Origin of the sequence: Microbacterium sp. CGR1, assembly GCF_051062835.1 — a bacterium.
Lineage (GTDB): Bacteria > Actinomycetota > Actinomycetes > Actinomycetales > Microbacteriaceae > Microbacterium.
The window spans coordinates 1,983,158-2,002,278 of the sequence record NZ_JAOTPG010000001.1 but is presented as its reverse complement, the minus strand read 5'-3'; the positions used below and the strand labels follow the sequence as shown (position 1 = coordinate 2,002,278).

Genomic DNA, 19,121 nt, shown 5'->3' with positions numbered 1-19,121 from the left:
ACTCTTCTCATGAAGACGGCGATATCAGTACCCGATGGCGACTTCGCGCGTTTCGAACGCGTGGCTGCGCGACACGGCATGAACCGGTCGGAGTTCTTCCAGCTCGCCGGGCGACGGCTCGCCGATGAGTTGGAAGGCTCTTCGGACCTGACCCGTATCGCGAATCAGATCTTGGTTCAGGCCGACACCGATGCAGACGACGAGTTGTTCGTGCGTGGCAACGAGCAGCGGCTGCGCGAGAGCACCGACTGGTGATTCGCAGAGGCGATATCGTCTGGGTCGACTTCGGGATTCCGCGAGGCTCGGAACCGGCGAAAGTGCGTCCGTCCGTCGTGGTGCAAGAGGACTGGCTGCTCGATACGAACATCAACACCATCATCGTCGTGCCGCTGACATCCAACACCGCTCTTGAGGGATTTCCCGGCAACGTCCTGGTGCCGGCCGCCGCGTCTGGACTCGATCGCGACTCGGTGGCGAACGTCAGCCAGATCGGTCCGGTCACACGCGAGTTCGTCGACACCTACCCTGCTGGCCACCTGGCGCCTTATCTGATGGCCCAGATCGGCACCGGCATCCGTCTCGTCCTGGGAGTCTGAGGCGCCCGTCGTCTCGGTCACGCCGATCTCGTGGGCCGGGTCGCGGATGGATGGTCGCCCCTCGGGGCGGGCGTCAGCCGGTTGTCACAGGCGTCAGCGCGATCCGTGCTCGTTCGTGTGCGCGTGGCAACGCGCGAGCAGGTCGGTGCGGCGTCTGATGGCGGCTCGGGCGCTCTCGGTGACGCTGCGTCCCACGCTGCTCGGGGTGGTCACATCGAGTTCGGGGCGGGCGAACAGGACGTCGTAGAACGGAGCGAGAGTCTCGTCGGAGAACTTGAGCGTGCGGCAGAGTGTCTGCAGCGGCGTGCCCCATCGACTGCCGCTGTCGGCATTGATGTCTGCGCCTTCATCGAGCAGGCGGGCGAGCAGAGCTGCTTCAGCGATGAAATCGTGGGCCGTCGCGCTCAGCAAGACGTGCAACGCGTTCACCTGGCTCTCGGTCGCCGCGCCGGCATCAGCACCGTCGTCGAGCAGTCGCGTGGCGATCGCGACTCGGCTGGCGGGATCGCCGTTGCGCAGAGCCCGCATCAGCAGGGTCGATCCATCCTCGTCCGCCCATGTCGCGAGCGATGGTTCGTAGTCGGCGAGGAACTCGGCCTCGTTCTGGATCGCGGAGAAGTAGACGCGGGGGTGGACCACGGTCTCGACATTAGGCGACGAGCTGGAGCAGGCCTGAGACGTGGGGCAGAGGATCGTCGTCACTGCGCGGCGCGCGCCGTAGTTTCGGCAAGGGAGAGTGTCGGCACGAAAAAGCCTCGGCGTGAGAGTGTGAGGGTCATGACAGAGTACGTCGAGGTGCAGACCGCCGCAGGGCGGGTCCGAGGGTGCTGGCGCCCGACCACGGGAGGGCGAGGGGCTCCGCGGTCGGCGGCTTTTCTCGGCATCCCGTTCGCGGAGCCGCCGATCGATGCGCTGCGATTCCAAGCTCCCGTGCCGAGGGCCCCGTGGGACGGAGTGCTCGATGCGCTCGAGTTCGCCGCCACAGCGCAGCGGGGCGACCCCGGTGTGACGCTGATCCCCGAGCCGAGCGTCGAGGGCGATTCGACGCTGAACGTCAACGTCTTCACGCCCGATCCCACGGCATCCGGCATGCCTGTGCTCGTGTGGATCCACGGCGGCGGCTACTTCGCCGGCTCGCCCGCGAGTCCCTGGTACGACGGCCGCAACTTCAACCGAGACGGCGTCGTCACCGTCTCGATCTCGTACCGGCTCGGCTTCGACGGGTTCGGCTGGATCGAGGATGCGCCCTCGAACCGTGGTGTGCGCGACTGGCTGCTCGCGCTCGAATGGGTGCAGCAGAACATCGCCGCCTTCGGTGGAGACCCCGGTCGCGTGACGATCGCCGGGCAGTCCGCCGGAGGCGGAGCCGTGCTCACCCTGCTCGGCATGGAGGCGGCACAGCACCTGTTCCACAGTGTCTACGCGATCTCGGGCGCTCTCGGAGATGTCTCGGCGCCGCGGGCCGAGGCGTTCGGGCGAGCGCTCGCCGTGACGGCGGGCGTCGAGCCCACCGTGGCCGGTCTTTCGACCGTGAGCGAGGATCGTCTGCTCGCGCTTCAGAAGAAGGCGACCCAGCTCGGGCCATCGTCGATGACCGCCATGATCGATGAGGGCCTGCCGCTCGGGCCCGCGATCGACGGCGACCTTCTCACACGTCCGACCCCTGAATCGCTGCGAGCCGGAGTCGGTGCCGACAAGCCCCTCGTGATCGGTGCAGCGGACGACGAGTTCACGATGGCGTTCACCGGCAGCGCCGCGAAGGCGCTGCGATGGGTGCCGCAGGGAGTGCTGTTGACCCGGCTCGGGCTGTCCAAGAGCATCCGCGCCGAGTATCTGGCCGCGAATGCCGACGTCGTGCGTCTCGGCAAGGCGCGCCTCGCGGGACGGGTGCTCACTGACCGCATGTTCCGCAGTGGCGTTCCCCGCATCGCGGCGGTCCGTGGCGATGCGCCCACCTGGCTCTACCGCTTCTCGTGGCCGTCAGGGCACTTCGGCTTCGCCGAGCACTGCCTCGACGTGCCCTTCTTCTTCGACTGCCTCGACGGGCCGGCGATGGAGCCGCTGGCCGGGCCGAACCCGCCGCAGGACCTCGCCGACGAACTGCACGGCGCTGCGGTCGCGTTCATCACCGCCGGCGACCCGGGGTGGACGAGGCACGAGGGGGATGCGGGGATCGTGCGGGTCTACGACAGGCCGACGCACGAGGTCACCGACGCATATGCGTCGGTGCGGTCGTTGCTCTGAGCCGAGTGGCTGCCTGACGCGGCCCGTCTGGCCAGGCTCACCCCACCCGGTAGGCGCGGTAGCGCACGGCATCCGCCTGCCGCTGAGCCGCGGAGAGAAACAGCGAACGCTGCAGGCCACAGAGGAGTGTGCCGACTGGCTCACGAATGGCCGTCTTCGAGAATCACCTTGCCGGGCTCTCGCTATTCGTGGTTCACTACTAGCGTGTCTCGTATACAAGCTCGACAGGACGCGCAACTGACGCGCGCAGTGCTCCCGTTGGTAGTTCTGCAACTCATTCAGCAGGAAGAGTCCTACGGGTATGAGTTGGTCGAGCGCTTGACGGCGCTGGACCTCGAAGTCAGTACGGGACTGGTGTACCCCGTCCTGAACCGACTCGAACGGGACGCGCTCGTCACGACGTTCTCCAGGTCGTCGCCGAGTGGCCCGCCTCGCAAGTACTTCGCGCTCACGGATGCAGGCGAGATCGCACTCGCGGTCGCCCGACAGCAGTGGGAGCACACTGCTGCCGCCGTGCGCGATGCCATCGAACTCGAAAGGGAATGAGCATGTCTCTCTTCAGTCCAGCCAAACGTTCGGCCTCCATGCGCGCATCCATGTACTTGCTTCGTCTCGACTGGCATCTCGAGGGAGTCGTCTCTGCCTCCGAGCGCAGGCGCATCCTGAGGACGCTGCGTGACGAGATCGACACGGATGGGCGGCCGGTGCACGCGGTGATCGCCGACCTGGGCGCTCCACGAACACTTGCCGCACGCTATGGCGAGGGAGGATGGATGCGGCCGCTCTGGTCAATCGGCACGTTGACTGCGGCGGCAGCGCTCGGCACGTACTGGGTCGTGTTCCTCTCGTTCGCCGGGGGCATGCTGGCAGTGGTGGATGGCGCTGCACCGATGAAAGCGGAGGCAACCTTCCTCTTCGTGCCTGTCAACGCGTTCTCGAATGATCAGGGCTTCGGCATCGGGTGGTCGGGGGGATGGGAATGGCTCGTCGTGCCCGTCGTCATCATCGCCGTCTTCCTGCTCGTCGGCGCAAGGGTCTGGCGCCTGTTCCGTCGCGACAGGACGACCACCGAGGTACTTTGACACCGTGACTCAACGCGCATCGAGATCGATGGCCGTCATCGGCGCTTCAGTTGCGCTGTCGGGTGCCGCGACAGCAGTGCTGTTCTTCTTCCAGCCCTGGAGAAGCTGTCCCTACGAGGACACGTCCGTCGGGTGCGCCATGCTGCCTCACGACGCCGCCGTGATGGTGACCGCGCTCGGTATCGCCATCATCGGCGCCGCGATCTTCGTCGTCGGCAGGCTTCGGTCTCGTCGATCGAAGGCAGCGCGCACTTCATAGAAGAGGCGGCGTAGCCAGCACCGCTATCAGGCTGCCCAGCACGAGCATCGTGCTCAGTCCCACGACGGATCCACACCGTGGCACGCCGCCCGCGCGTCTGGTGGCCGCCGCGCAGCCCCACAAGCACGGCGGACAGCGTCAGCACGAGCCAGAAGATAAGCGCGATGATGCCCATGCCGATACCGAACGCCCGCTCGGTGTCATCCGAGTCGGAATACTCGATGACTGTGACCCCTGGACCTGCCCAGCTGAGGCCCGGACCCATCAAGCTGAGGCCGGCTGCGCCGAGCATGAGAGTGCCGAAAAGTCCGATGAGCGTCGCTGCGGCAGCGAGAGAGACACTGCCGACGATCCGCACGGCCCCATAGTGGCACGAGGCAGGCGCGTGAGCCCGACGCCCAGCCGTTCAGCGTTCGAAGCGAGCTGAACCGAACCGTGGCCAGTGTCAGGAGAAGAGTTGGCGAAGCGCGTCGAGGTCGCCGGAGTCGACGACCTTCTGCACCGCGTCGATGGTGTACTGATTCACGAACATGCCCTTGAGCGTGCCGTTCCAGATCGACCGCACAGTGTCCACGTCGCCGGCGTCAACCGCCCTGCCCGCGGACTCGATCGCCTGCTGATACGGGATCTGTAGGAACCCCTCAGGCGCGTCCCACGGGCTGTAATACGGGACCCAGGGACTGTCAGGGTCGGGCGTGAGCCAGAGCACCTGTCCGGGCTGGATCACGCGCACGTGGTTCATCTCGCCGAGGGTAGGCCATGCGCAGAGCCGTTCAGCGATGACGGCCTCGACGTCGCCAGGTTCAACGGTGTACGTCAAGGGAGTGCCATCAGTGTTCAGAGACACCTCGCCTTGCGCGAACTCGCGTACGCCGAGATCGCGGAGAGTGCCCTGGCGCTCCCAGTACAAACCACCCCCGTCGCCGTGGACCTCAGACAGGGCGGAGCAGGTATCGGGCTCGGTCGATTCCGGCGTCGGCGTGGCCTCGGAAACCGGCTCCGAGGCATCCGTCGAAGCGGATGCCTCGGACGTCTGCACCGCCGCCGGTGCTGTGGCGGTGCACCCGGCCAGCGCGGCAGCCGTCACGGCGAGGGCGGCGAGTACAGGGACGAGCTTGCGTGTGCCGGACATGACGACATACTGGCAGACCGATTCCCACTTCTCGGCGTCAGCCCTACGGGGCCCGGCGAGAGAGGATGGTTCGGTGCCGATCTCCTCCGACCGCCCGGATTGCTTCCGCCTGCCGGCCGTCGATGCTGCGGCGATCCGGACCAGCCCGGATCAGTTGCACCTCGTGCCGCCGGACAGCGGCGCCGACGCGTCGGCGATCATCGAGAGCCATCGGCGAGCGCGCGCCGCCCGGGGCAGGAGGGATGCGAGGGGGTGTCTCGTCCCGATCGCCGGGGGTCTCCTGCTCGCGGCCGTGGCCGTCACGGTGGTCGCGGTGATGCGCCTGCCGTTCCGAGACGCGGCCATCGCCGTCGCGCTGCTGTTCGTCCTCGGTGCGATCGTCACCGCGATCATCGCCTCGCGCCGGGTACCGGCCGCTCCCGTCCCGAAGCCCATGCCATCCGTGCTGATCCATCCCCGTGTGGCGGCTGGTGCCCCGGCGGACCTGCCCGCCCGCGACCTCGCGCTCGCGTCGCAGGTCTTCGACGAACGAGATCGTGCCGAGGCCGACCTCCGGAAGGCCCGCGCCGACGCGCAGCTCACTGAAGAAGAGCGATACGTCTCCCCTGGAGACCGGTCGACCTGGTACTACGGCCCGGAGGACCTGCCCCGCCTCGAGCGCACAGCAGATGACGCTGAGAGGCGGTCTCGTGATGTCGCAAGCAGGCTCGGTATCGTCCTCGACGCGGACCCCGCGTAGCTGATCGTGGCGAGTGCGAGGATGGTGGCGACTCCGGCGTCACCATCTCCACCCTGCCCACCGACATGTTGGGTGATCGGAACTCGCTCGCCGACGGAAGGCACAACCTCATGCGCGTCACCCCTCGGGTCTGGATCGGCCTCGCGATCTACGTCGGCTACGTCGCGGTCATCTTCATCGTGTCGAAGCTGAGCGGGGTGGCGTACACCGAGATCGGCACCTCGGCCGAGTTCACCTGGCGCGGAGCGGTGCTCGACCTCGCAGTCGGCGCCGTGCTGCTCGCCATCACCACCTGGCTTCTGGGGTGGTGGAGGCCGGCGCTGTTCGAGCGCACGCGCTCGCACCACAAGTGGCCGATCTTCGTGCCCGCGATCATGCTCGTCGTCGCTGTCGCGAACCTGTTCAACACCGACTGGTCGAAGTTCGACGCGTCGTTCCTGCTGTCGCTGCTCGCCCTCGGGCTCGCCGTCGGCTTCTGCGAAGAGCTGATGTCGCGAGGACTCCTGCTGACGGCCCTCCGCTCACGCCTCTCCGAGGTATGGGTGTGGCTGCTCACCTCCCTGCTCTTCGGCGGGATGCACATCATCAACGCCGCGCTGGGCGCCCCCGTCGGGCCCACGCTCGGACAGGTCGTGCTCGCCGCGATGTCGGGCACCTGCTTCTACATCGTGCGTCGGGTGACCGGATCGCTCATCTGGGCCATGGCGCTGCACGGCCTGTGGGATGTCTCGGTGTTCGCGGTCAGCTTCGCCCCGCTCGGCACAGCCTGGGCCGCGTTCCTGACGCCGGTGATCGGCATCCTCGCGGTCGCCGTCGTCTACTGGGTGATCAAGGGTGCCGACGAGAAGCCGGCCGTCGCGGCGACGGCGGCAGCACCCGCGCGCGCCTGAGGGGGGAGCGGCGCGGAGCGCGTGCGTCCGTAGCGCTGTCGGCACTCTGCTCGCCGCCCTCTGAAAGGCAGGGCATTGGCGGTGTCCGCGCGCTTGGCTACGCTGACAGGAGGCTCGGAACCTGACCTCGACGGTCGGGGAGGGCGCGAGAGGAGAACGCGATGGGCGTCGTATTCCCGGCAGGGTCATTCTCGGTCACGACCACGGACGGTGACGTCGTCATCCTGCGGATCTGCGATCTGTGCGGTGCGACTGTCGTCGAAGCCGACGGCACCGATCTCGCGTTCCACAAGCGATGGCACCGATTGACAGGTTCGGGCAACTGGATCGACCCCGAGACCCGCCGTCACCACGGTCAGGCGATGTAGATCTTGCGTAGCGTCTCGGTGACCGTCCACACGGTGCGCTGGCCCTCGGCCAGACGCACGACCGAGCCGGGATCGACCTCGATCGCGGGCAGCGGCGGGTCGACGAACTCGATGCGGGCGTGACCTGCGAGCACGACGAACACCTCGTCGACCTCGACATCGGATGCCGTGCCGGGCGTCATCTCCCAGATGCCGACCTCGACCTCGCCGAGGGTCGCCAGCGCATGCGTGGCGGTCGTCGGCTGTCCGAGGAGCACCTCGTCGGCCGGCAACGGTTCATGAGCGAGAGACAGTGCCGCGGCATTCACGCCCTCGCCGGGCGCGAGCCCGCTCACGAGTCGAATCCCATGCCGACGGCATCGAGCGTCTTGAGGAACAGGTTGCGCTTGCCCTCGTTGTGATCGGCCTGGTTCATCGCCGCGCGCACGAGGTTGACGCCGATCGAGGCGACGGGCTCTGGGGGGAACGGGATGGGCTTCTCGCGCACCATCGCGAGCTCGGTGCGTTCGGTCGGCTCGCCCGAAAGCTTGTCGAGCATGACGTCGGCGGCGAACCGGGCGGCGCCGACGCCGAGCCCGGTGAACCCCGTCGCGTAGGCGATGCGTCCCTTGCGGGCGGTGCCGAAGAACGCGCAGAAGCGGCTCGACGAGTCGATCGCCCCGGCCCAGCGGTGCGTGAACCGCAGGCCCTCGAGCTGCGGGAACGTCGTGAAGAAGTGCGAGGCGAGCTTGCGGTGGCTCTCGGCGCGGTCCTCGTACTCGGGTCGCACCTTGCCGCCGAAGTGGTACACCGCGTCGTATCCGCCGAAGAGGATGCGGTTGTCGGCCGTGAGGCGGTAGTAGTGGAACTGGTTGGCGCTGTCGGCGAGGCCCTGCCTGTTCGACCACCCGATCGAGGTGAGCTGCTCGTCGGTCAGCGGCTCCGTCATCAGCACGTAGTCGTACACCGGAACGGTCATGAGTCGGTTGCGCTTGAGCAGCGAGGGGAAGACGTTGGTGGCGAGAGCCACGGCATCCGCTCTCACTCGCCCGCCGTCGCGGGTGACGAGCGTGATCGCACTCGATCCGTCGCCGACGATCTCGCGCACGAGCGACTGCTCGTAGATCTCGACGCCCAGTTCTGCGGCGACGCGCGCCAGCTCGAGACCGAGCTTCGCCGGGTGCACCAGTGCGCATCCTTCGCGTTCCCACGCCCCCGCGAGGAACGTATCGGAGTGCACCTCGGACTGCACGGCTTCGCGGTCGAGGAATCCCTCCTCCTCGCGCAGCCACTCGACCTGGTGCGGTTCGACGGCCACGGCCAGCTGTCCGGTGCGCTCGAAGTCGACGTCCATGTCGTAGCGCTTCACGGTCTGCTCGATGCCGTCGAGGTTCTCGAGGCCGAGCTCTTCGAGACGGTCGATCTCGTCGGGCCAGCGGGTGAGGCCGTTCTCGTGCCCGTGCGTGAGGCTCGCCTCGCAGAAACCTCCGTTGCGGCCCGACGCCGCCCAGGCGATGCGCGATGCCTCGAGCAGCACCACACGGCGCTCGGGGTCGCGCTCCTTGGCGCGTACGGCGGTCCAGAGACCGGCATACCCGCCGCCGACGATGGCGAGGTCTGCCGTGATGCTCTCGGTGAGTGCGGGATGCGAGACGCGCTCGACGTCATCGAGCCAGAACACGCTGAAGGCCGTGTCTCGCAGCGAGGCATCGATCACGGCATCCGCGGGGCGGCGACGTTCGAAGACCGTGGTTCCCATGATCACTCCTTGTCTCCGGGTCCGCGCCTCAGCGCGTGCCCCAGTTGTAGAGGTCTTTGTACAGGCCGGCGTAGAGCAGGCTCTCGGTGTGCGTGATGCCCGGGATCGTCCGGATGCGGGTGGCGATCAGATCGAGCAGGTGGGTGTCGCTCTCGCACACGGCTTCGACGAGGATGTCGAAGGTGCCGAGCGTGACCACGACGTAGGCGAGCTCGGTGATCTTCGTCAGCTCCTCGGCGATGAGCCGCGGGTCGCCCGTCACGCGGATGCCGATCATCGACATGCGGCGGAAGCCGAGCTGCATCGGGTCGGTGACAGCGACGATCTGGATGATCCCGGCCTCGGTCATCTTCTGCACGCGCTGGCGTGCCGCAGCCTCGCTGAGGCCCACCTCGCGACCGATCTCGGCATACGGCCGGCGACCGTCCTCCTGCAGGAGTTCGACGATCCGCTTCGAGATGTCATCCAGCATGGGCTGCTTCGGCGTGGCGCTCATGTGTCGATATTGACAGGATGATGCGCGCGAAGCAACTGATTCCATCGTTTGGATCAGTAGACCCTTCTGTATTCGCAATCTGATCGCTAGCATGGCCGTCATGGCCACAGAACTCCTTCAGAACTTCATCGGCGGGCAGTACGTTCCCGTGAGCGGGCAGGGGCGCATGCCGCTGATCGACCCCGTGACGGAGGACGCCTACGGGGAGCTCCCCGTCTCGGACACCTCTGATGTCGATGCCGCCTACGCCGCGGCATCCGCCGCGTTCCCGATCTGGCGTGACACGACTCCTGCCGATCGGCAGCTGGCGCTCTTCCGCGTCGCCGACGAGATGCAGGCGCGCGCCGAGGAGTTCGCCGACCTCGAGTCGAAGGACACCGGCAAGCCGCGCGCGAGCCTCGTCGCCGACGAGATCCTGCAGTCGATCGACCAGCTGCGTTTCTTCGCCGGTGCGGCGCGCAGCCTCGAAGGCAGAGCCGCGGGGGAGTACCTCGCCGGTCACACCTCGTTCGTGCGCCGCGAGCCGATCGGCGTGATCGGCCAGGTCACGCCCTGGAACTACCCGCTGAACATGGCGGTGTGGAAGATCGCCCCCGCGCTCGCCGCAGGCAACACGGTGGTGTTGAAGCCGGCCGAGTCGACGCCGCTGACCACACTTCTGCTGGCCGAGATCGTCGCGCTGCACACGCCAGCCGGCACGCTCAACGTCGTGCTCGGCGACCGCGACACGGGGGTCGCCCTGGTCGAGCATCCGACGCCGCAGATGGTCGCGATCACCGGATCCGTGCGCGCAGGCATGGCGGTCGCACGGTCGGCGGCGAACGACGTCAAGCGCGTGCACCTCGAGCTCGGCGGCAAGGCCCCGGCGATCGTCTACCCCGACGCGAACCTCGACAAGGCGGCATCCGGCATCATCACCGGAGCGTTCTTCAATGCAGGTCAGGACTGCACCGCCGCGACGCGAGTGCTCGTGCACTCCTCCGTGCACGACGAGTTCGTCGCGGCCCTGGTCGCGAAGGCGAAGACGGATGCGCGCACCGGCGCGCCTCACGAAGAGGGAGTGCTCTACGGCCCCCTCAGCAGCGCCGCCCAGCTCGCCCAGGTGCAGGGCTTCGTCGACCGGCTGCCGGCGCACGCGACCGTCGAGACCGGCGGTCGTCGCCAGGGAGACACGGGCTACTTCTTCGAGGCGACCATCGTCTCCGGTCTGCACCAGGACGACGAGGCCGTGCAGGGCGAGATCTTCGGACCTGTGCTGACGGTGCAGTCGTTCGACACCGACGCGCAGGCGCTCGAGATGGCGAACGACGTGCCCTACGCGCTGGCGTCGTCTGTCTGGACGACCGATCACGCCCGCGCGATGCGTTTCTCGCGCGACCTCGACTTCGGATGCGTGTGGATCAACACCCACATCCCCTTCGTCTCGGACATGCCCCACGGCGGGTTCAAGCACTCCGGCTACGGCAAGGATCTCTCGCAGTACGGCTTCGACGACTACACGCGCATCAAGCACGTGATGTCGGCCCTCGACTGAGAGCACGTGCGCCGGGCATCGCCGATTCGCCCCGAGAGACATCCCCCGGAATGTGACGCAGGCCCCCTCGACCAGTGAGACACGATGTGTCATGCTGGGCGCACGTCGAATCCGGGGGGATCATCATGGCAAGACCACTGGCGGGCCCGCAGACCCTCTTACGCACCCTCAACGGCCGGGCGATCCTCGAGACGCTCGCTCGCCGAGGACCCCTCACGCGGAACGCGCTCGTCACCGAGACCGGGCTCTCTCGCACGGCCGTGACGCAGGTGCTGCGGATGCTCGAGAGCGTGTCGGCCGTGGCCCCGGCCGGCGTCGATCGCGAGACTCGGGGACCCGCCGCCGGACGCGTGGCCCTGCATCCGCAGCTCGGACTCGCCGCCGCCGTGCACGTCGACAGCCATGCCGCGCATGTCGTTCTCGTCGACCCGACCGGCGCGGTGCGCGCGGAACATCACGCGGCGTTCCCTGTGCGGGGAGATCGGGTGGAGCACATCGTCGACCTCGTCATCGCCTGCAGGCGAGTGGTCGCCGGGCCGCTCGAGCTCGTGGTGGTCGGCATCCCCGGCATCGTCACGGCCGACGGCGGCATCCGCGACGACCAGGGCCCCGACGGCGGCGCGTTCAAGAACGCCCTGTCGGCAGGGCTCGGCTGCCCGGTGCGCGTTGAGAACGACGTCAACCTGGCGGCTCTCGCCGAACTGACCGCGGGCACCGGCGCAGATCTCGCCAGCTTCGCACTGCTGCTGCTCGACGACGGACTCGGAGCCGGCATCGTCATCGACGGCGTCCTGCACCGCGGGTTCTCGGGTGTCGCCGGGGAGGTCATGTACCTCCCGCAGACGCCTCTGCCGATCGGCGCGCCCGTGCTCGGCGACGACGTGGTCCGCGACCTCGCACTCGGAAACGGCCGCGACCCCGAGCTCACGATCGATCAGCATCTCGATGCCGCGGCCGCCGGCGACCCGTCCGCGATCGCGATGGCCGCCGAGATGGGACGCCGCCTCACGCTGGTCGCCGGCAGCATCGCGCTCGTGCTGGATCCCGAGGCGTTCATCCTCAGCGGATCCGCTGCGCACCCCGCGATGATCGACGCGGTCGCCGACTACTACGCCGAGAACCTCGCTCCCCGGCTGCCGCTGCGATTCGTGGCGTCGTCGTTCGGGCCCGAGGCGCCACTCGTGGGAGCCGCGGGGGAGGCGGCATCCGCTCTGCGCGCGACCGTCTTCTCTCGTCTTCTCCCCGGTTCGGACAGGAGCAGCAGATGATCTCCGACCTCGCCGACCGGCTCGGACTCCCGCCCGGAGCTCGAGCGGTGATCATCAACGCGGATGACTTCGGCATGTGCCACGCGGCCAACACCGCGATCGTGCAGCTGCTGGATGCCGGGCACGTCGACTCCACGACGGTGATGGTGCCGTGCGCGTGGTCGCCCGAGGCGCTGGCGTTCGCGGCATCGCGCACCGACCTCGACGTCGGCGTGCACCTCGTGCTCACGAGCGAATGGACCGACTATCGGTGGCGTCCGCTCACCGGCACCGGAACGAGCCTGGTCGACGCGGCCGGATACTTCCCGGCTGGAGTCCTCGAGGTCGAAGAGCACGCGTCATCCGACGATGTCGCCGCCGAGATCGCCGCCCAGCTACAGGCCGCGCTGGATGCCGGAGTCGACGTCACGCACCTCGACAACCACATGGGGTCGGTCTACGGGCTGCTGACGGGACGCGACTTCTTGGGGCCCGTGTTCGAACTCGCCGCGCGCCACGGACTGCCGTTCCGACTGCCGCGGAGCATCGAGGGCACCGGCGACGACGCCACCCTGCAGGAGAAGCTCACGACAGCCTCGGCAGCCGCGGATGCATTCGGCGTCGAGATCATCGACCGCCTGTGGAGCCATCCGTTCGAGGCGGCACCCGACGAGTCGTACGAACAGGTGCGCGAGGGCTTCATCGCGCTGCTGCGCGCCGTGCCCGCCGGAGTGACCGAGATCTATCTGCATCCGATGGTCGATGACGACGAGCTGCGCGCGGCCGTCGACTACGCGGCCGTGAAGAGGGGACACGAGCTGCGTCTGCTCTCGGACCCGGCGGTGCTGCAGGCGATCGCCGACGAGGGACTGGTCAGGTTGGGGTGGCGCGACCTGCGCGACCTGCAGCGGAGAGAGAGCGTATGAGTTCGCTGACGACGCGTCTGCGCGACCGACGGCTGGATGCCGCACCCACGAGGGCGCAGGCGATCGCCTTCGGAGCATCCGGGTTCCCGACCCAGCTCATGGCGCAGACGTTCTCGGCGTTCGTCGTGTACTTCTACGTCACGCATCTCGGCGTCGAGCCGACGTGGGTGGCCGCCGCGATGATCGCGCATGGCGTGCTGAACGCGGTGCTCAACCCCGTGGTCGGGGCGCTGTCCGACCGCATCCGCACTCCGTGGGGCCGTCGCATCCCGTGGATCGGTCTCGGCATCGTGCCGCTCGTGGTGGCGTTCGCGCTGGTGTGGATGCCGCCGGAGCTGCCCGCCGCAGGTCTCATCGTCTGGTTCCTGGTGGTCGTCGCGGTCTACGACATCGCGTTCGTGGTCGTGGTGTTGAACATCTCGGCGCTGTTCCCCGAGATCTTCCGCACCACCGAAGAGCGTGCGCGGGGCAACGTCCCGCGCCAGATCTTCGCGATCCTCGGAATGGTGCTGGGTACCGCGGGCGCGCCCGCACTGTACGGATCGATCGGCTGGCCGGGCATGGCCATCGTGCTCTCGGCCGTCTGCCTGGTGCTGCTCGTGTGGTCGTTCTTCGGCGGCATGATCGAGCGCCAGGTGCCCGAGGCCGCATCCGAGGCGATGCGCTGGGGCGACCAGCTGAAGTACACGTTCGCGAACCGGGCGTTCGTGCCCTACGTGCTCGGCTCCCTGTTCATCCAGACGGCGATCGCCGTGATCCTCGCGGCGATCCCGTTCTATGTGCGGTACTCGCTGGGCGCACCCGAGGGCGAGGGCAGCCTGCTGCTCGGCGCCATCTTCGTCACCGCGATCCCCTCGATCGTGCTGTGGAGCGCCGTCGTGCGACGCACGTCACCGCGCACGGCGCTGCTGTGGAGCGTCGCGGTCTTCGGCATCGCGATGCTCGGCTTCCTGCTGCCGTCGACCGTGCTGGCGGCGGCGCTCGTCGGCGTCGCAGTGGGCGTGGGCGTGGGAGGTCTGCTGCAGCTGCTCGAAGTCGTGCTCGCCCAGATCATCGACGAGGATGCCACGCGTACCGGCCACCGACGAGAGGGCGCCTACTTCGGGGTCAACGGCTTCGTGGTGCGCGGCTCTGTCGTGCTGCAGGCCGTCGTCGCGGCGGTGGTGCTGACGGCATCCGGCTTCGACGCGTCGCTGGGCGATGCGCAGCCCGAGGCGGTCGACAGCGGCATCCGCGTGATGGTCGCGGCCGTGCCGATGCTCTTCGCCGCTCTCGCCTGGGTGTGCTTCTGGCTGTACCCCATCCGCACCCGAGACCTCTGACGTCAGGAGGCGGACTGACGCGCCTCCCAGCCCGTCCGCACCATCTCGTCGACCGAGTACCGCATCTTCCAGTCGAGGTCGCGGGCGGCGAGCTCGCCGGTGGCGACGATGCGGTCGGGGTCGCCGGCACGGCGGGGGCCGATCTCGGGCGTGAAGTCGATGCCGGTGACGCGTGCCACAGCATCCATGATCTGCTTCACGCTGAGCCCGTCGCCGGAGCCGAGGTTGTAGGCCGCCTCGATCGACTCGCCCGCTGCGAGGCGCTTCGCCGCAGCCACGTGGGCGGCGGCGATGTCGCCGACGTGCACGTAGTCGCGCACGTTCGTGCCGTCTTCGGTGTCGTAGTCGTCGCCGTTGATGCGCGGGGTCTTGCCGGCGATCAGCGCCTCGAAGACGATCGGGAAGAGGTTGTGCGGGCTGACGTCGTAGACGGTCGGGTCAGCGGATCCGACCACGTTGAAGTAGCGCAGCGACGTGTGGCGCAGCGGGGTCGCCGAATCGGCCGTGGCGATCGCCTGGTCGCGCAGCAGCCATTCGCCGATGAGCTTGGATTCGCCGTACGGGCTCGCAGGCTTCTTGGCGGTGTCCTCGACGACCAGCGCGACATCAGGGGTGCCGAAGACGGCGGCCGAGGAGGAGAACACGATGTTGCCGACGCCTGCGGCCTCCATCGCCTCGAGGATCACGCGGGTGCCTTCGACGTTCTGCGCGTAGGTGTGCAGCGGGCGCTGCACAGAGACACCGGCGTACTTGAACCCGGCGACGTGGATGACACCGTCGGCGTCGTGGTCGCGGAGCGTCTTCTCGACGAGGTCGCGGTCGAGGATCGAACCCTGCACGAACGGCACGCCCTCGGGCACGAACGACGCGACGCCGCTCGAGAGGTCGTCGAGGATGACGGGTGTGAGCCCCGCATCCGCCAGTGCGCGTACGACGTGCGAGCCGATGTATCCGGCGCCGCCGGTCACGATCCAGGACATGGTGCTCCTCAGGTGGTGGAGAGTTCAGTATTTCAGGGCGGGCCCGCTGAGCCTGACCGCGTCAGGCGTCGCGGTGCGCGCCGGCCGAGGGGGTGACGGTGAAGATCACCGGAGCCGTGAAGGAGGATGCTGCGAACGCCGCGTTCACGGCATCCGTCACGTGCTGCACGGCATCCTGCTCGATCAGCGCGATGGCCGCGCCGCCGAAGCCGCCACCGGTCATGCGGGCACCGATCGCACCGGCGGCGAGGGCGGCATCGACCGCGGTGTCGAGCTCGGGCACCGAGATCTCGAAGTCGTCCCGCATGGAGGCGTGCGAGGCGACGAGCAGGTCGCCGATCGCGCGGGCTCCCTCTTCGCGCAGCACGCGCACGGTGTCGAGCACGCGCTGGTTCTCGGTGACCACGTGGCGCACCCGACGGAAGGTCACGTCGTCCATGAGCTCCTCGGCACGCGGCAGGTCGTCGACCGAGACGTCGCGCAGGCTCGGCGCGCCCATGATCGCCGCTCCCCGTTCGCAGGCGGCGCGGCGCTCGCCGTAGCCTCCGGTCGAGTGGGCGTGCTTGACGCGCGTGTCCATCACGAGGATCGCGAGGCCGGCTTCGGCGATGCCGACGGGCACGAGGTTCGCGTCGAGCGAGCGGCAGTCGAGGAAGATCGCCGCGTCGGGCTCGCCGAGCATCGAGGCCATCTGGTCCATGATTCCGGTCGGGGCTCCGACGGCCTCGTTCTCGGCACGGCGGCCGACCCGGGCGAGAGCGATGCGGTCGAGACCGGCCTCCCACAGCTCGTTGAGAGCGGATGCCGTGGCTCCCTCGATCGCAGCCGACGACGAGAGTCCCGCACCGACGGGTACATCCGAGGCGATGGCGATGTCGAGGCCTGCCCCGGCGATGACGGCGTCGGAAATGCCCTCGGCCTGGCGGAGCGCCCACGCGACGCCGAGCGGATAGGCGGCCCACTCGGGCACTGCCGGCGCTTCACCGGTGGGAGTGGGGAACAGGTCGGCGAGCTCGTCGATGGCGACCTCGACCGGTTCGTCGGCGAAGGTCGAGGCGACGCGGATGCGGCGGTCGTCACGGGGGCCGACGGCTGCGACCGTGCGATGCGGGATCGCGAACGGGAGCACGAATCCGTCGTTGTAGTCGGTGTGCTCGCCGATGAGGTTCACGCGGCCGGGGGCCGACCAGACTCCGGCGGGGGCATGACCGGTGAGCTCGGTGAACAGAGCAGTCGCGGCGTCGTCGGTGGTGGTCATGCGGATGCCTCGTCTGCGGTGTCGGTGCTGTCTGTGTGGGCGGTGTCGGCTTTCGCGATGGCCTCGCGGATACGTGCGGCGCCCTGCTCGGGGGTGACCTCCGCGGCCCAGGCCCACATCGCGGCCTCGGAGCCGGCCAGGAACTTGAGCTTGTCTGCTGCACGGCGAGGGCTCGTCAGCTGCAGGTGCAGGCGCACGCTGTCACGACCGACGTTGACCGGGGCCTGGTGCCACGCGGCGATGTAGGGGGTCGGGGTGTCATAGAGAGCGTCGACACCGCGCAGCAGGCGCAGGTAGAGAGGGGCGAGCTCGTCGCGCTCGGCATCCGTCGTCTCGGCGAAGTCCGGAACGTGGCGGTGCGGCATCAGGTGCACCTCCAGCGGCCAGCGGGCGGCGAAGGGCACGAACGCGGTCCAGTGCTCGCCGCGGAACACGACACGCTCGGATGCCTGCTCGGATTCGAGGATGTGCTGGAAGAGCTCGGGCGCCGTGCGGTCGATCGACTCCAGCACGCGGGTGGTGCGCGGGGTCACGTAGGGGTACGCGTAGATCTGGCCGTGCGGGTGGGGGAGCGTGACGCCGATGGCCTCGCCGCGGTTCTCGAACGGGAAGATCTGCTCGATGCCGGGGAGCTTCGAGAGGGCGGCGGTGCGGTCTGCCCAGGCCTCGATCACCGTGCGAGCGCGGGTGACGGACTGCGTGCCGAAGGATCCGGTGTGCTCGGGGCTGAAGCACACGACCTCGCAACGGCCGACAGAGGTGCGGGTGCGGCCGAGGCCGAGAGCCGCGAGGTCTTCGAGCCCGCGGGGAGGATTGCTCGCCTCGGGGGCGATGCCGGTCGCCTCGGCCAATGCCGGGCCGAAGGCGGGGGAGCGGTTCTCGAACACCGCGACGTCGTAGAGCGAGGGGACCTCCGACGGGTTGGTCGGCGACTGCGGGGCCAGCGGGTCGGCGTCGGCGCTGGGCATCATGACGCGGTTCTGGCGGTTCGCGGCGACCGTGATCCAGTCTCCCGTGAGCACGTCGAGTCGCATCGTCGCGGTCTCGCCGCGCGGGTCGAGGGTGCGGGAGTCGACCGCGCGCTCTTCGCCGAGTGTCGTGTCGGGGTCGTCGAAGTAGATCAGCTCGCGGCCGTCGGCGAGCGTGGTCGCGCGCTTCGTGATTCCGGCGGAGAGGTTCTCGGTGCGCAACTCAGCAGATTCGGTCGTGTTCACGTAAACATCGTACGCACACCGCCGTGGTAACGTCAACATTGCTGAGTTGTGAACGCCGAGCGGAGGTGCCTGCGGTGGAAGACGACATCGTGCGCGATCCCGGCAGGCCGCGGCGTCGGCGCCCGTCATCGGGGCGTGTGTCGATGGCGATGGTCGCCACCCGCGCCGGGGTCTCCGGCCAGACCGTCTCGCGCGTCGTCAACGACAGCCCGCGCGTCGACCCGGCCACCCGCGAGCGCGTCGAGAAGGCCATGGTCGAGCTCGGATACCGGCCGCATCGCGCGGCGCGGGCCCTGCGCACCGGCCGCTCGCAGACCATCGGACTCGTCGTCACCACGCTCGCGACGGTCGGCAACTCGCGCATGCTGCAGGCCACGGCCGAGGCGGCGGCCGAGCGTGGCTACGCCCTCACCCTCGTGACCGCGGGCGAGAACGTCGCCGACGCGTTCGAACGTCTCGCCGAACAGGAGGTCGACGGCGCGATCGTCCTGAACGAGGCCTCGGCGCTGGTGCCGGCGGCCCAGCGGCCGGCCGGGCTTCGGCTCGTGGTCGTCGACGCTCCGGGAGCCGCCGATCTCGCCGTCGTGCACAGCGATCACGTCGGCGGTGCCGCCGCAGCGACCGCGCATCTGCTGAGCCTCGGACACGAGAGCGTGCACCATCTCGCAGGCCCCGCCGATTCGTTCGCCGCTGCGGAGCGCGAGCGCGGCTGGCGTGAGACCCTTCTCGCTGCGGGTCTCGAGCCCCCGATGATCGTCCGTGGTGACTGGTCGGCCGAGGCCGGGTTCGCCGCAGGCGACGCGTTGGCCACCGCATCCGCCGTCTTCTGCGCCAACGACCAGATGGCGCTGGGGCTGCTGCGCGCGCTCGCCCAGGCGGGGCGCAGTGTTCCCGAGGCGGTCAGCGTGATCGGCTTCGACGACGTGCCGGATGCCGCCAACTACCGCCCGCCGCTGACGACGATCCGTCAGGATTTCACGGCGCTCGCGCACCGCGCAGTCGATCTGCTCGTCGCCGAGATCGAGGGCACGCCGGGCGCCGGAGCATCCGCAGTGGTGCCGACGCTCCTGGTCGAGCGCGCCAGCACCCGCTGAGG

22 protein-coding genes are annotated in these 19,121 nt (G+C 68.7%); 13 read left to right on the top strand and 9 right to left on the bottom strand.

The window, feature by feature from the left end; all coding sequences use genetic code 11:
* Positions 1–9: 9 nt before the first annotated feature.
* Together OD997_RS09995 and OD997_RS09990 are read left to right on the top strand one after the other, a co-directional pair.
* Positions 10–255 (top strand): CopG family transcriptional regulator, encoded by a 246-nt coding sequence (locus tag OD997_RS09995; RefSeq protein ID WP_434331428.1) that lies wholly within the window; start codon positions 10–12, stop codon positions 253–255.
* The gene (locus tag OD997_RS09990) at positions 252–596 is read left to right on the top strand and encodes a type II toxin-antitoxin system PemK/MazF family toxin (protein ID WP_434331427.1); all 345 of its coding nucleotides are present in this window, start codon (positions 252–254) and stop codon (positions 594–596) included. Before OD997_RS09995 ends, OD997_RS09990 begins: the two co-directional genes overlap by 4 nt.
* A 93-nt stretch (positions 597–689) precedes the next feature.
* Here OD997_RS09990 and OD997_RS09985 read toward each other — a convergent pair whose 3' ends face one another.
* Positions 690–1,235: a hypothetical protein gene (locus OD997_RS09985; RefSeq protein WP_434331426.1), complete on the bottom strand. Its 546-nt coding sequence runs from the start codon at positions 1,233–1,235 to the stop codon at positions 690–692.
* 138 nt (positions 1,236–1,373) lie between these two features.
* Between OD997_RS09985 and OD997_RS09980 the strand changes: the two genes are divergently transcribed.
* The 3 genes from OD997_RS09980 to OD997_RS09970 all read left to right on the top strand — a co-directional run bounded on the left by OD997_RS09980 (position 1,374) and on the right by OD997_RS09970 (position 3,922).
* The gene (locus tag OD997_RS09980; protein ID WP_434331425.1) at positions 1,374–2,840 is read left to right on the top strand and encodes a carboxylesterase/lipase family protein; all 1,467 of its coding nucleotides are present in this window, start codon (positions 1,374–1,376) and stop codon (positions 2,838–2,840) included.
* A 249-nt stretch (positions 2,841–3,089) separates the two neighbouring features.
* Positions 3,090–3,386 (top strand): PadR family transcriptional regulator, encoded by a 297-nt coding sequence (locus OD997_RS09975; protein ID WP_434331424.1) that lies wholly within the window; start codon positions 3,090–3,092, stop codon positions 3,384–3,386.
* 38 nt (positions 3,387–3,424) lie between these two features.
* Complete coding sequence (locus tag OD997_RS09970) at positions 3,425–3,922, top strand: hypothetical protein (RefSeq protein WP_434331423.1); 498 nt, start codon at positions 3,425–3,427, stop codon at positions 3,920–3,922.
* A gap of 188 nt (positions 3,923–4,110) precedes the next feature.
* On the opposite strand, the gene OD997_RS09965 is transcribed toward OD997_RS09970, so the two are convergent.
* Positions 4,111–4,539 (bottom strand): hypothetical protein, encoded by a 429-nt coding sequence (locus tag OD997_RS09965; protein ID WP_434331422.1) that lies wholly within the window; start codon positions 4,537–4,539, stop codon positions 4,111–4,113.
* Between the two features lie 87 nt (positions 4,540–4,626).
* The gene (locus tag OD997_RS09960) at positions 4,627–5,313 is read right to left on the bottom strand and encodes a hypothetical protein (RefSeq protein WP_434331421.1); all 687 of its coding nucleotides are present in this window, start codon (positions 5,311–5,313) and stop codon (positions 4,627–4,629) included.
* 73 nt (positions 5,314–5,386) lie between these two features.
* On the opposite strand from OD997_RS09960, the gene OD997_RS09955 reads away from it, so the two are divergent.
* The 3 genes from OD997_RS09955 (at position 5,387) to OD997_RS09945 (ending at position 7,310) form a co-directional block, all read left to right on the top strand.
* Positions 5,387–6,052, top strand: coding sequence for a hypothetical protein (locus OD997_RS09955; protein ID WP_434331420.1), 666 nt, complete (start codon positions 5,387–5,389; stop codon positions 6,050–6,052).
* Positions 6,053–6,162: 110 nt separating this feature from the next.
* Positions 6,163–6,942 (top strand): lysostaphin resistance A-like protein, encoded by a 780-nt coding sequence (locus tag OD997_RS09950; RefSeq protein ID WP_434331419.1) that lies wholly within the window; start codon positions 6,163–6,165, stop codon positions 6,940–6,942.
* A gap of 161 nt (positions 6,943–7,103) precedes the next feature.
* Positions 7,104–7,310, top strand: a complete 207-nt coding sequence (locus OD997_RS09945; RefSeq protein WP_434331418.1) for a histidine ammonia-lyase — start codon at positions 7,104–7,106, stop codon at positions 7,308–7,310.
* Here OD997_RS09945 and OD997_RS09940 read toward each other — a convergent pair.
* From OD997_RS09940 to OD997_RS09930, 3 genes are read right to left on the bottom strand one after another with little or no spacing between them, the layout of a single operon-like run.
* The gene (locus tag OD997_RS09940; protein ID WP_434331417.1) at positions 7,298–7,645 is read right to left on the bottom strand and encodes a cupin domain-containing protein; all 348 of its coding nucleotides are present in this window, start codon (positions 7,643–7,645) and stop codon (positions 7,298–7,300) included. The two genes, OD997_RS09945 and OD997_RS09940, sit on opposite strands and share 13 nt — an antisense overlap.
* Positions 7,642–9,048: an NAD(P)/FAD-dependent oxidoreductase gene (locus OD997_RS09935; protein ID WP_434331416.1), complete on the bottom strand. Its 1,407-nt coding sequence runs from the start codon at positions 9,046–9,048 to the stop codon at positions 7,642–7,644. Before OD997_RS09935 ends, OD997_RS09940 begins: the two co-directional genes overlap by 4 nt.
* 28 nt (positions 9,049–9,076) lie before the next feature.
* Positions 9,077–9,544 (bottom strand): Lrp/AsnC family transcriptional regulator, encoded by a 468-nt coding sequence (locus OD997_RS09930; protein ID WP_434331415.1) that lies wholly within the window; start codon positions 9,542–9,544, stop codon positions 9,077–9,079.
* A gap of 100 nt (positions 9,545–9,644) precedes the next feature.
* On the opposite strand from OD997_RS09930, the gene OD997_RS09925 reads away from it, so the two are divergent.
* From OD997_RS09925 to OD997_RS09910, 4 genes are all read left to right on the top strand, one after another.
* A complete protein-coding gene (locus tag OD997_RS09925; protein WP_434331414.1) occupies positions 9,645–11,078 on the top strand; it encodes a gamma-aminobutyraldehyde dehydrogenase in 1,434 nt (477 codons plus the stop codon).
* A 125-nt stretch (positions 11,079–11,203) separates the two neighbouring features.
* Positions 11,204–12,346 (top strand): ROK family protein, encoded by a 1,143-nt coding sequence (locus tag OD997_RS09920; protein ID WP_434331413.1) that lies wholly within the window; start codon positions 11,204–11,206, stop codon positions 12,344–12,346.
* Positions 12,343–13,251 carry a polysaccharide deacetylase family protein gene (locus OD997_RS09915; RefSeq protein WP_434331412.1) on the top strand — a complete coding sequence of 303 codons (909 nt, stop codon included), beginning with the start codon at positions 12,343–12,345 and terminating at the stop codon, positions 13,249–13,251. The genes OD997_RS09920 and OD997_RS09915 overlap by 4 nt, the downstream gene beginning before the upstream one ends.
* On the top strand, positions 13,248–14,573 hold the full coding sequence (locus tag OD997_RS09910; RefSeq protein WP_434331411.1) for an MFS transporter: 1,326 nt from the start codon (positions 13,248–13,250) through the stop codon (positions 14,571–14,573). The genes OD997_RS09915 and OD997_RS09910 overlap by 4 nt, the downstream gene beginning before the upstream one ends.
* Positions 14,574–14,575: 2 nt before the next feature.
* Here the strand turns inward: OD997_RS09910 and galE are convergent, their stop codons facing one another.
* The 3 genes from galE to galT all read right to left on the bottom strand — a co-directional run bounded on the left by galE (position 14,576) and on the right by galT (position 18,025).
* Positions 14,576–15,553: a UDP-glucose 4-epimerase GalE gene (gene galE, locus OD997_RS09905; RefSeq protein WP_434331410.1), complete on the bottom strand. Its 978-nt coding sequence runs from the start codon at positions 15,551–15,553 to the stop codon at positions 14,576–14,578.
* Between the two features lie 61 nt (positions 15,554–15,614).
* Positions 15,615–16,811, bottom strand: a complete 1,197-nt coding sequence (gene galK / locus OD997_RS09900; protein WP_434331409.1) for a galactokinase — start codon at positions 16,809–16,811, stop codon at positions 15,615–15,617.
* On the bottom strand, positions 16,808–18,025 hold the full coding sequence (gene galT / locus OD997_RS09895; protein ID WP_434331408.1) for a galactose-1-phosphate uridylyltransferase: 1,218 nt from the start codon (positions 18,023–18,025) through the stop codon (positions 16,808–16,810). Before galT ends, galK begins: the two co-directional genes overlap by 4 nt.
* A gap of 143 nt (positions 18,026–18,168) precedes the next feature.
* Between galT and OD997_RS09890 the strand changes: the two genes are divergently transcribed.
* Complete coding sequence (locus OD997_RS09890; protein ID WP_434332368.1) at positions 18,169–19,119, top strand: LacI family DNA-binding transcriptional regulator; 951 nt, start codon at positions 18,169–18,171, stop codon at positions 19,117–19,119.
* Positions 19,120–19,121 lie beyond the last annotated feature (2 nt).

What these genes read in the sequence shown, in the direction of transcription:
- OD997_RS09980 (WP_434331425.1), top strand. Translation starts at nt 1,374, where the DNA reads ATGACAGAGTACGTCGAGGTGCAGACCGCCGCAGGGCGGGTCCGAGGG.
- galK (WP_434331409.1), bottom strand. Translation starts at nt 16,811, where the DNA reads ATGACCACCACCGACGACGCCGCGACTGCTCTGTTCACCGAGCTCACC.
- OD997_RS09950 (WP_434331419.1), top strand. Translation starts at nt 6,163, where the DNA reads ATGCGCGTCACCCCTCGGGTCTGGATCGGCCTCGCGATCTACGTCGGC.
- OD997_RS09890 (WP_434332368.1), top strand. Translation starts at nt 18,169, where the DNA reads ATGGCGATGGTCGCCACCCGCGCCGGGGTCTCCGGCCAGACCGTCTCG.
- OD997_RS09970 (WP_434331423.1), top strand. Translation starts at nt 3,425, where the DNA reads ATGCGCGCATCCATGTACTTGCTTCGTCTCGACTGGCATCTCGAGGGA.
- OD997_RS09995 (WP_434331428.1), top strand. Translation starts at nt 10, where the DNA reads ATGAAGACGGCGATATCAGTACCCGATGGCGACTTCGCGCGTTTCGAA.
- OD997_RS09920 (WP_434331413.1), top strand. Translation starts at nt 11,204, where the DNA reads ATGGCAAGACCACTGGCGGGCCCGCAGACCCTCTTACGCACCCTCAAC.
- OD997_RS09930 (WP_434331415.1), bottom strand. Translation starts at nt 9,544, where the DNA reads ATGAGCGCCACGCCGAAGCAGCCCATGCTGGATGACATCTCGAAGCGG.
- OD997_RS09960 (WP_434331421.1), bottom strand. Translation starts at nt 5,313, where the DNA reads ATGTCCGGCACACGCAAGCTCGTCCCTGTACTCGCCGCCCTCGCCGTG.
- OD997_RS09925 (WP_434331414.1), top strand. Translation starts at nt 9,645, where the DNA reads ATGGCCACAGAACTCCTTCAGAACTTCATCGGCGGGCAGTACGTTCCC.
- galE (WP_434331410.1), bottom strand. Translation starts at nt 15,553, where the DNA reads ATGTCCTGGATCGTGACCGGCGGCGCCGGATACATCGGCTCGCACGTC.
- OD997_RS09935 (WP_434331416.1), bottom strand. Translation starts at nt 9,048, where the DNA reads ATGGGAACCACGGTCTTCGAACGTCGCCGCCCCGCGGATGCCGTGATC.
- OD997_RS09915 (WP_434331412.1), top strand. Translation starts at nt 12,343, where the DNA reads ATGATCTCCGACCTCGCCGACCGGCTCGGACTCCCGCCCGGAGCTCGA.
- OD997_RS09910 (WP_434331411.1), top strand. Translation starts at nt 13,248, where the DNA reads ATGAGTTCGCTGACGACGCGTCTGCGCGACCGACGGCTGGATGCCGCA.
- OD997_RS09945 (WP_434331418.1), top strand. Translation starts at nt 7,104, where the DNA reads ATGGGCGTCGTATTCCCGGCAGGGTCATTCTCGGTCACGACCACGGAC.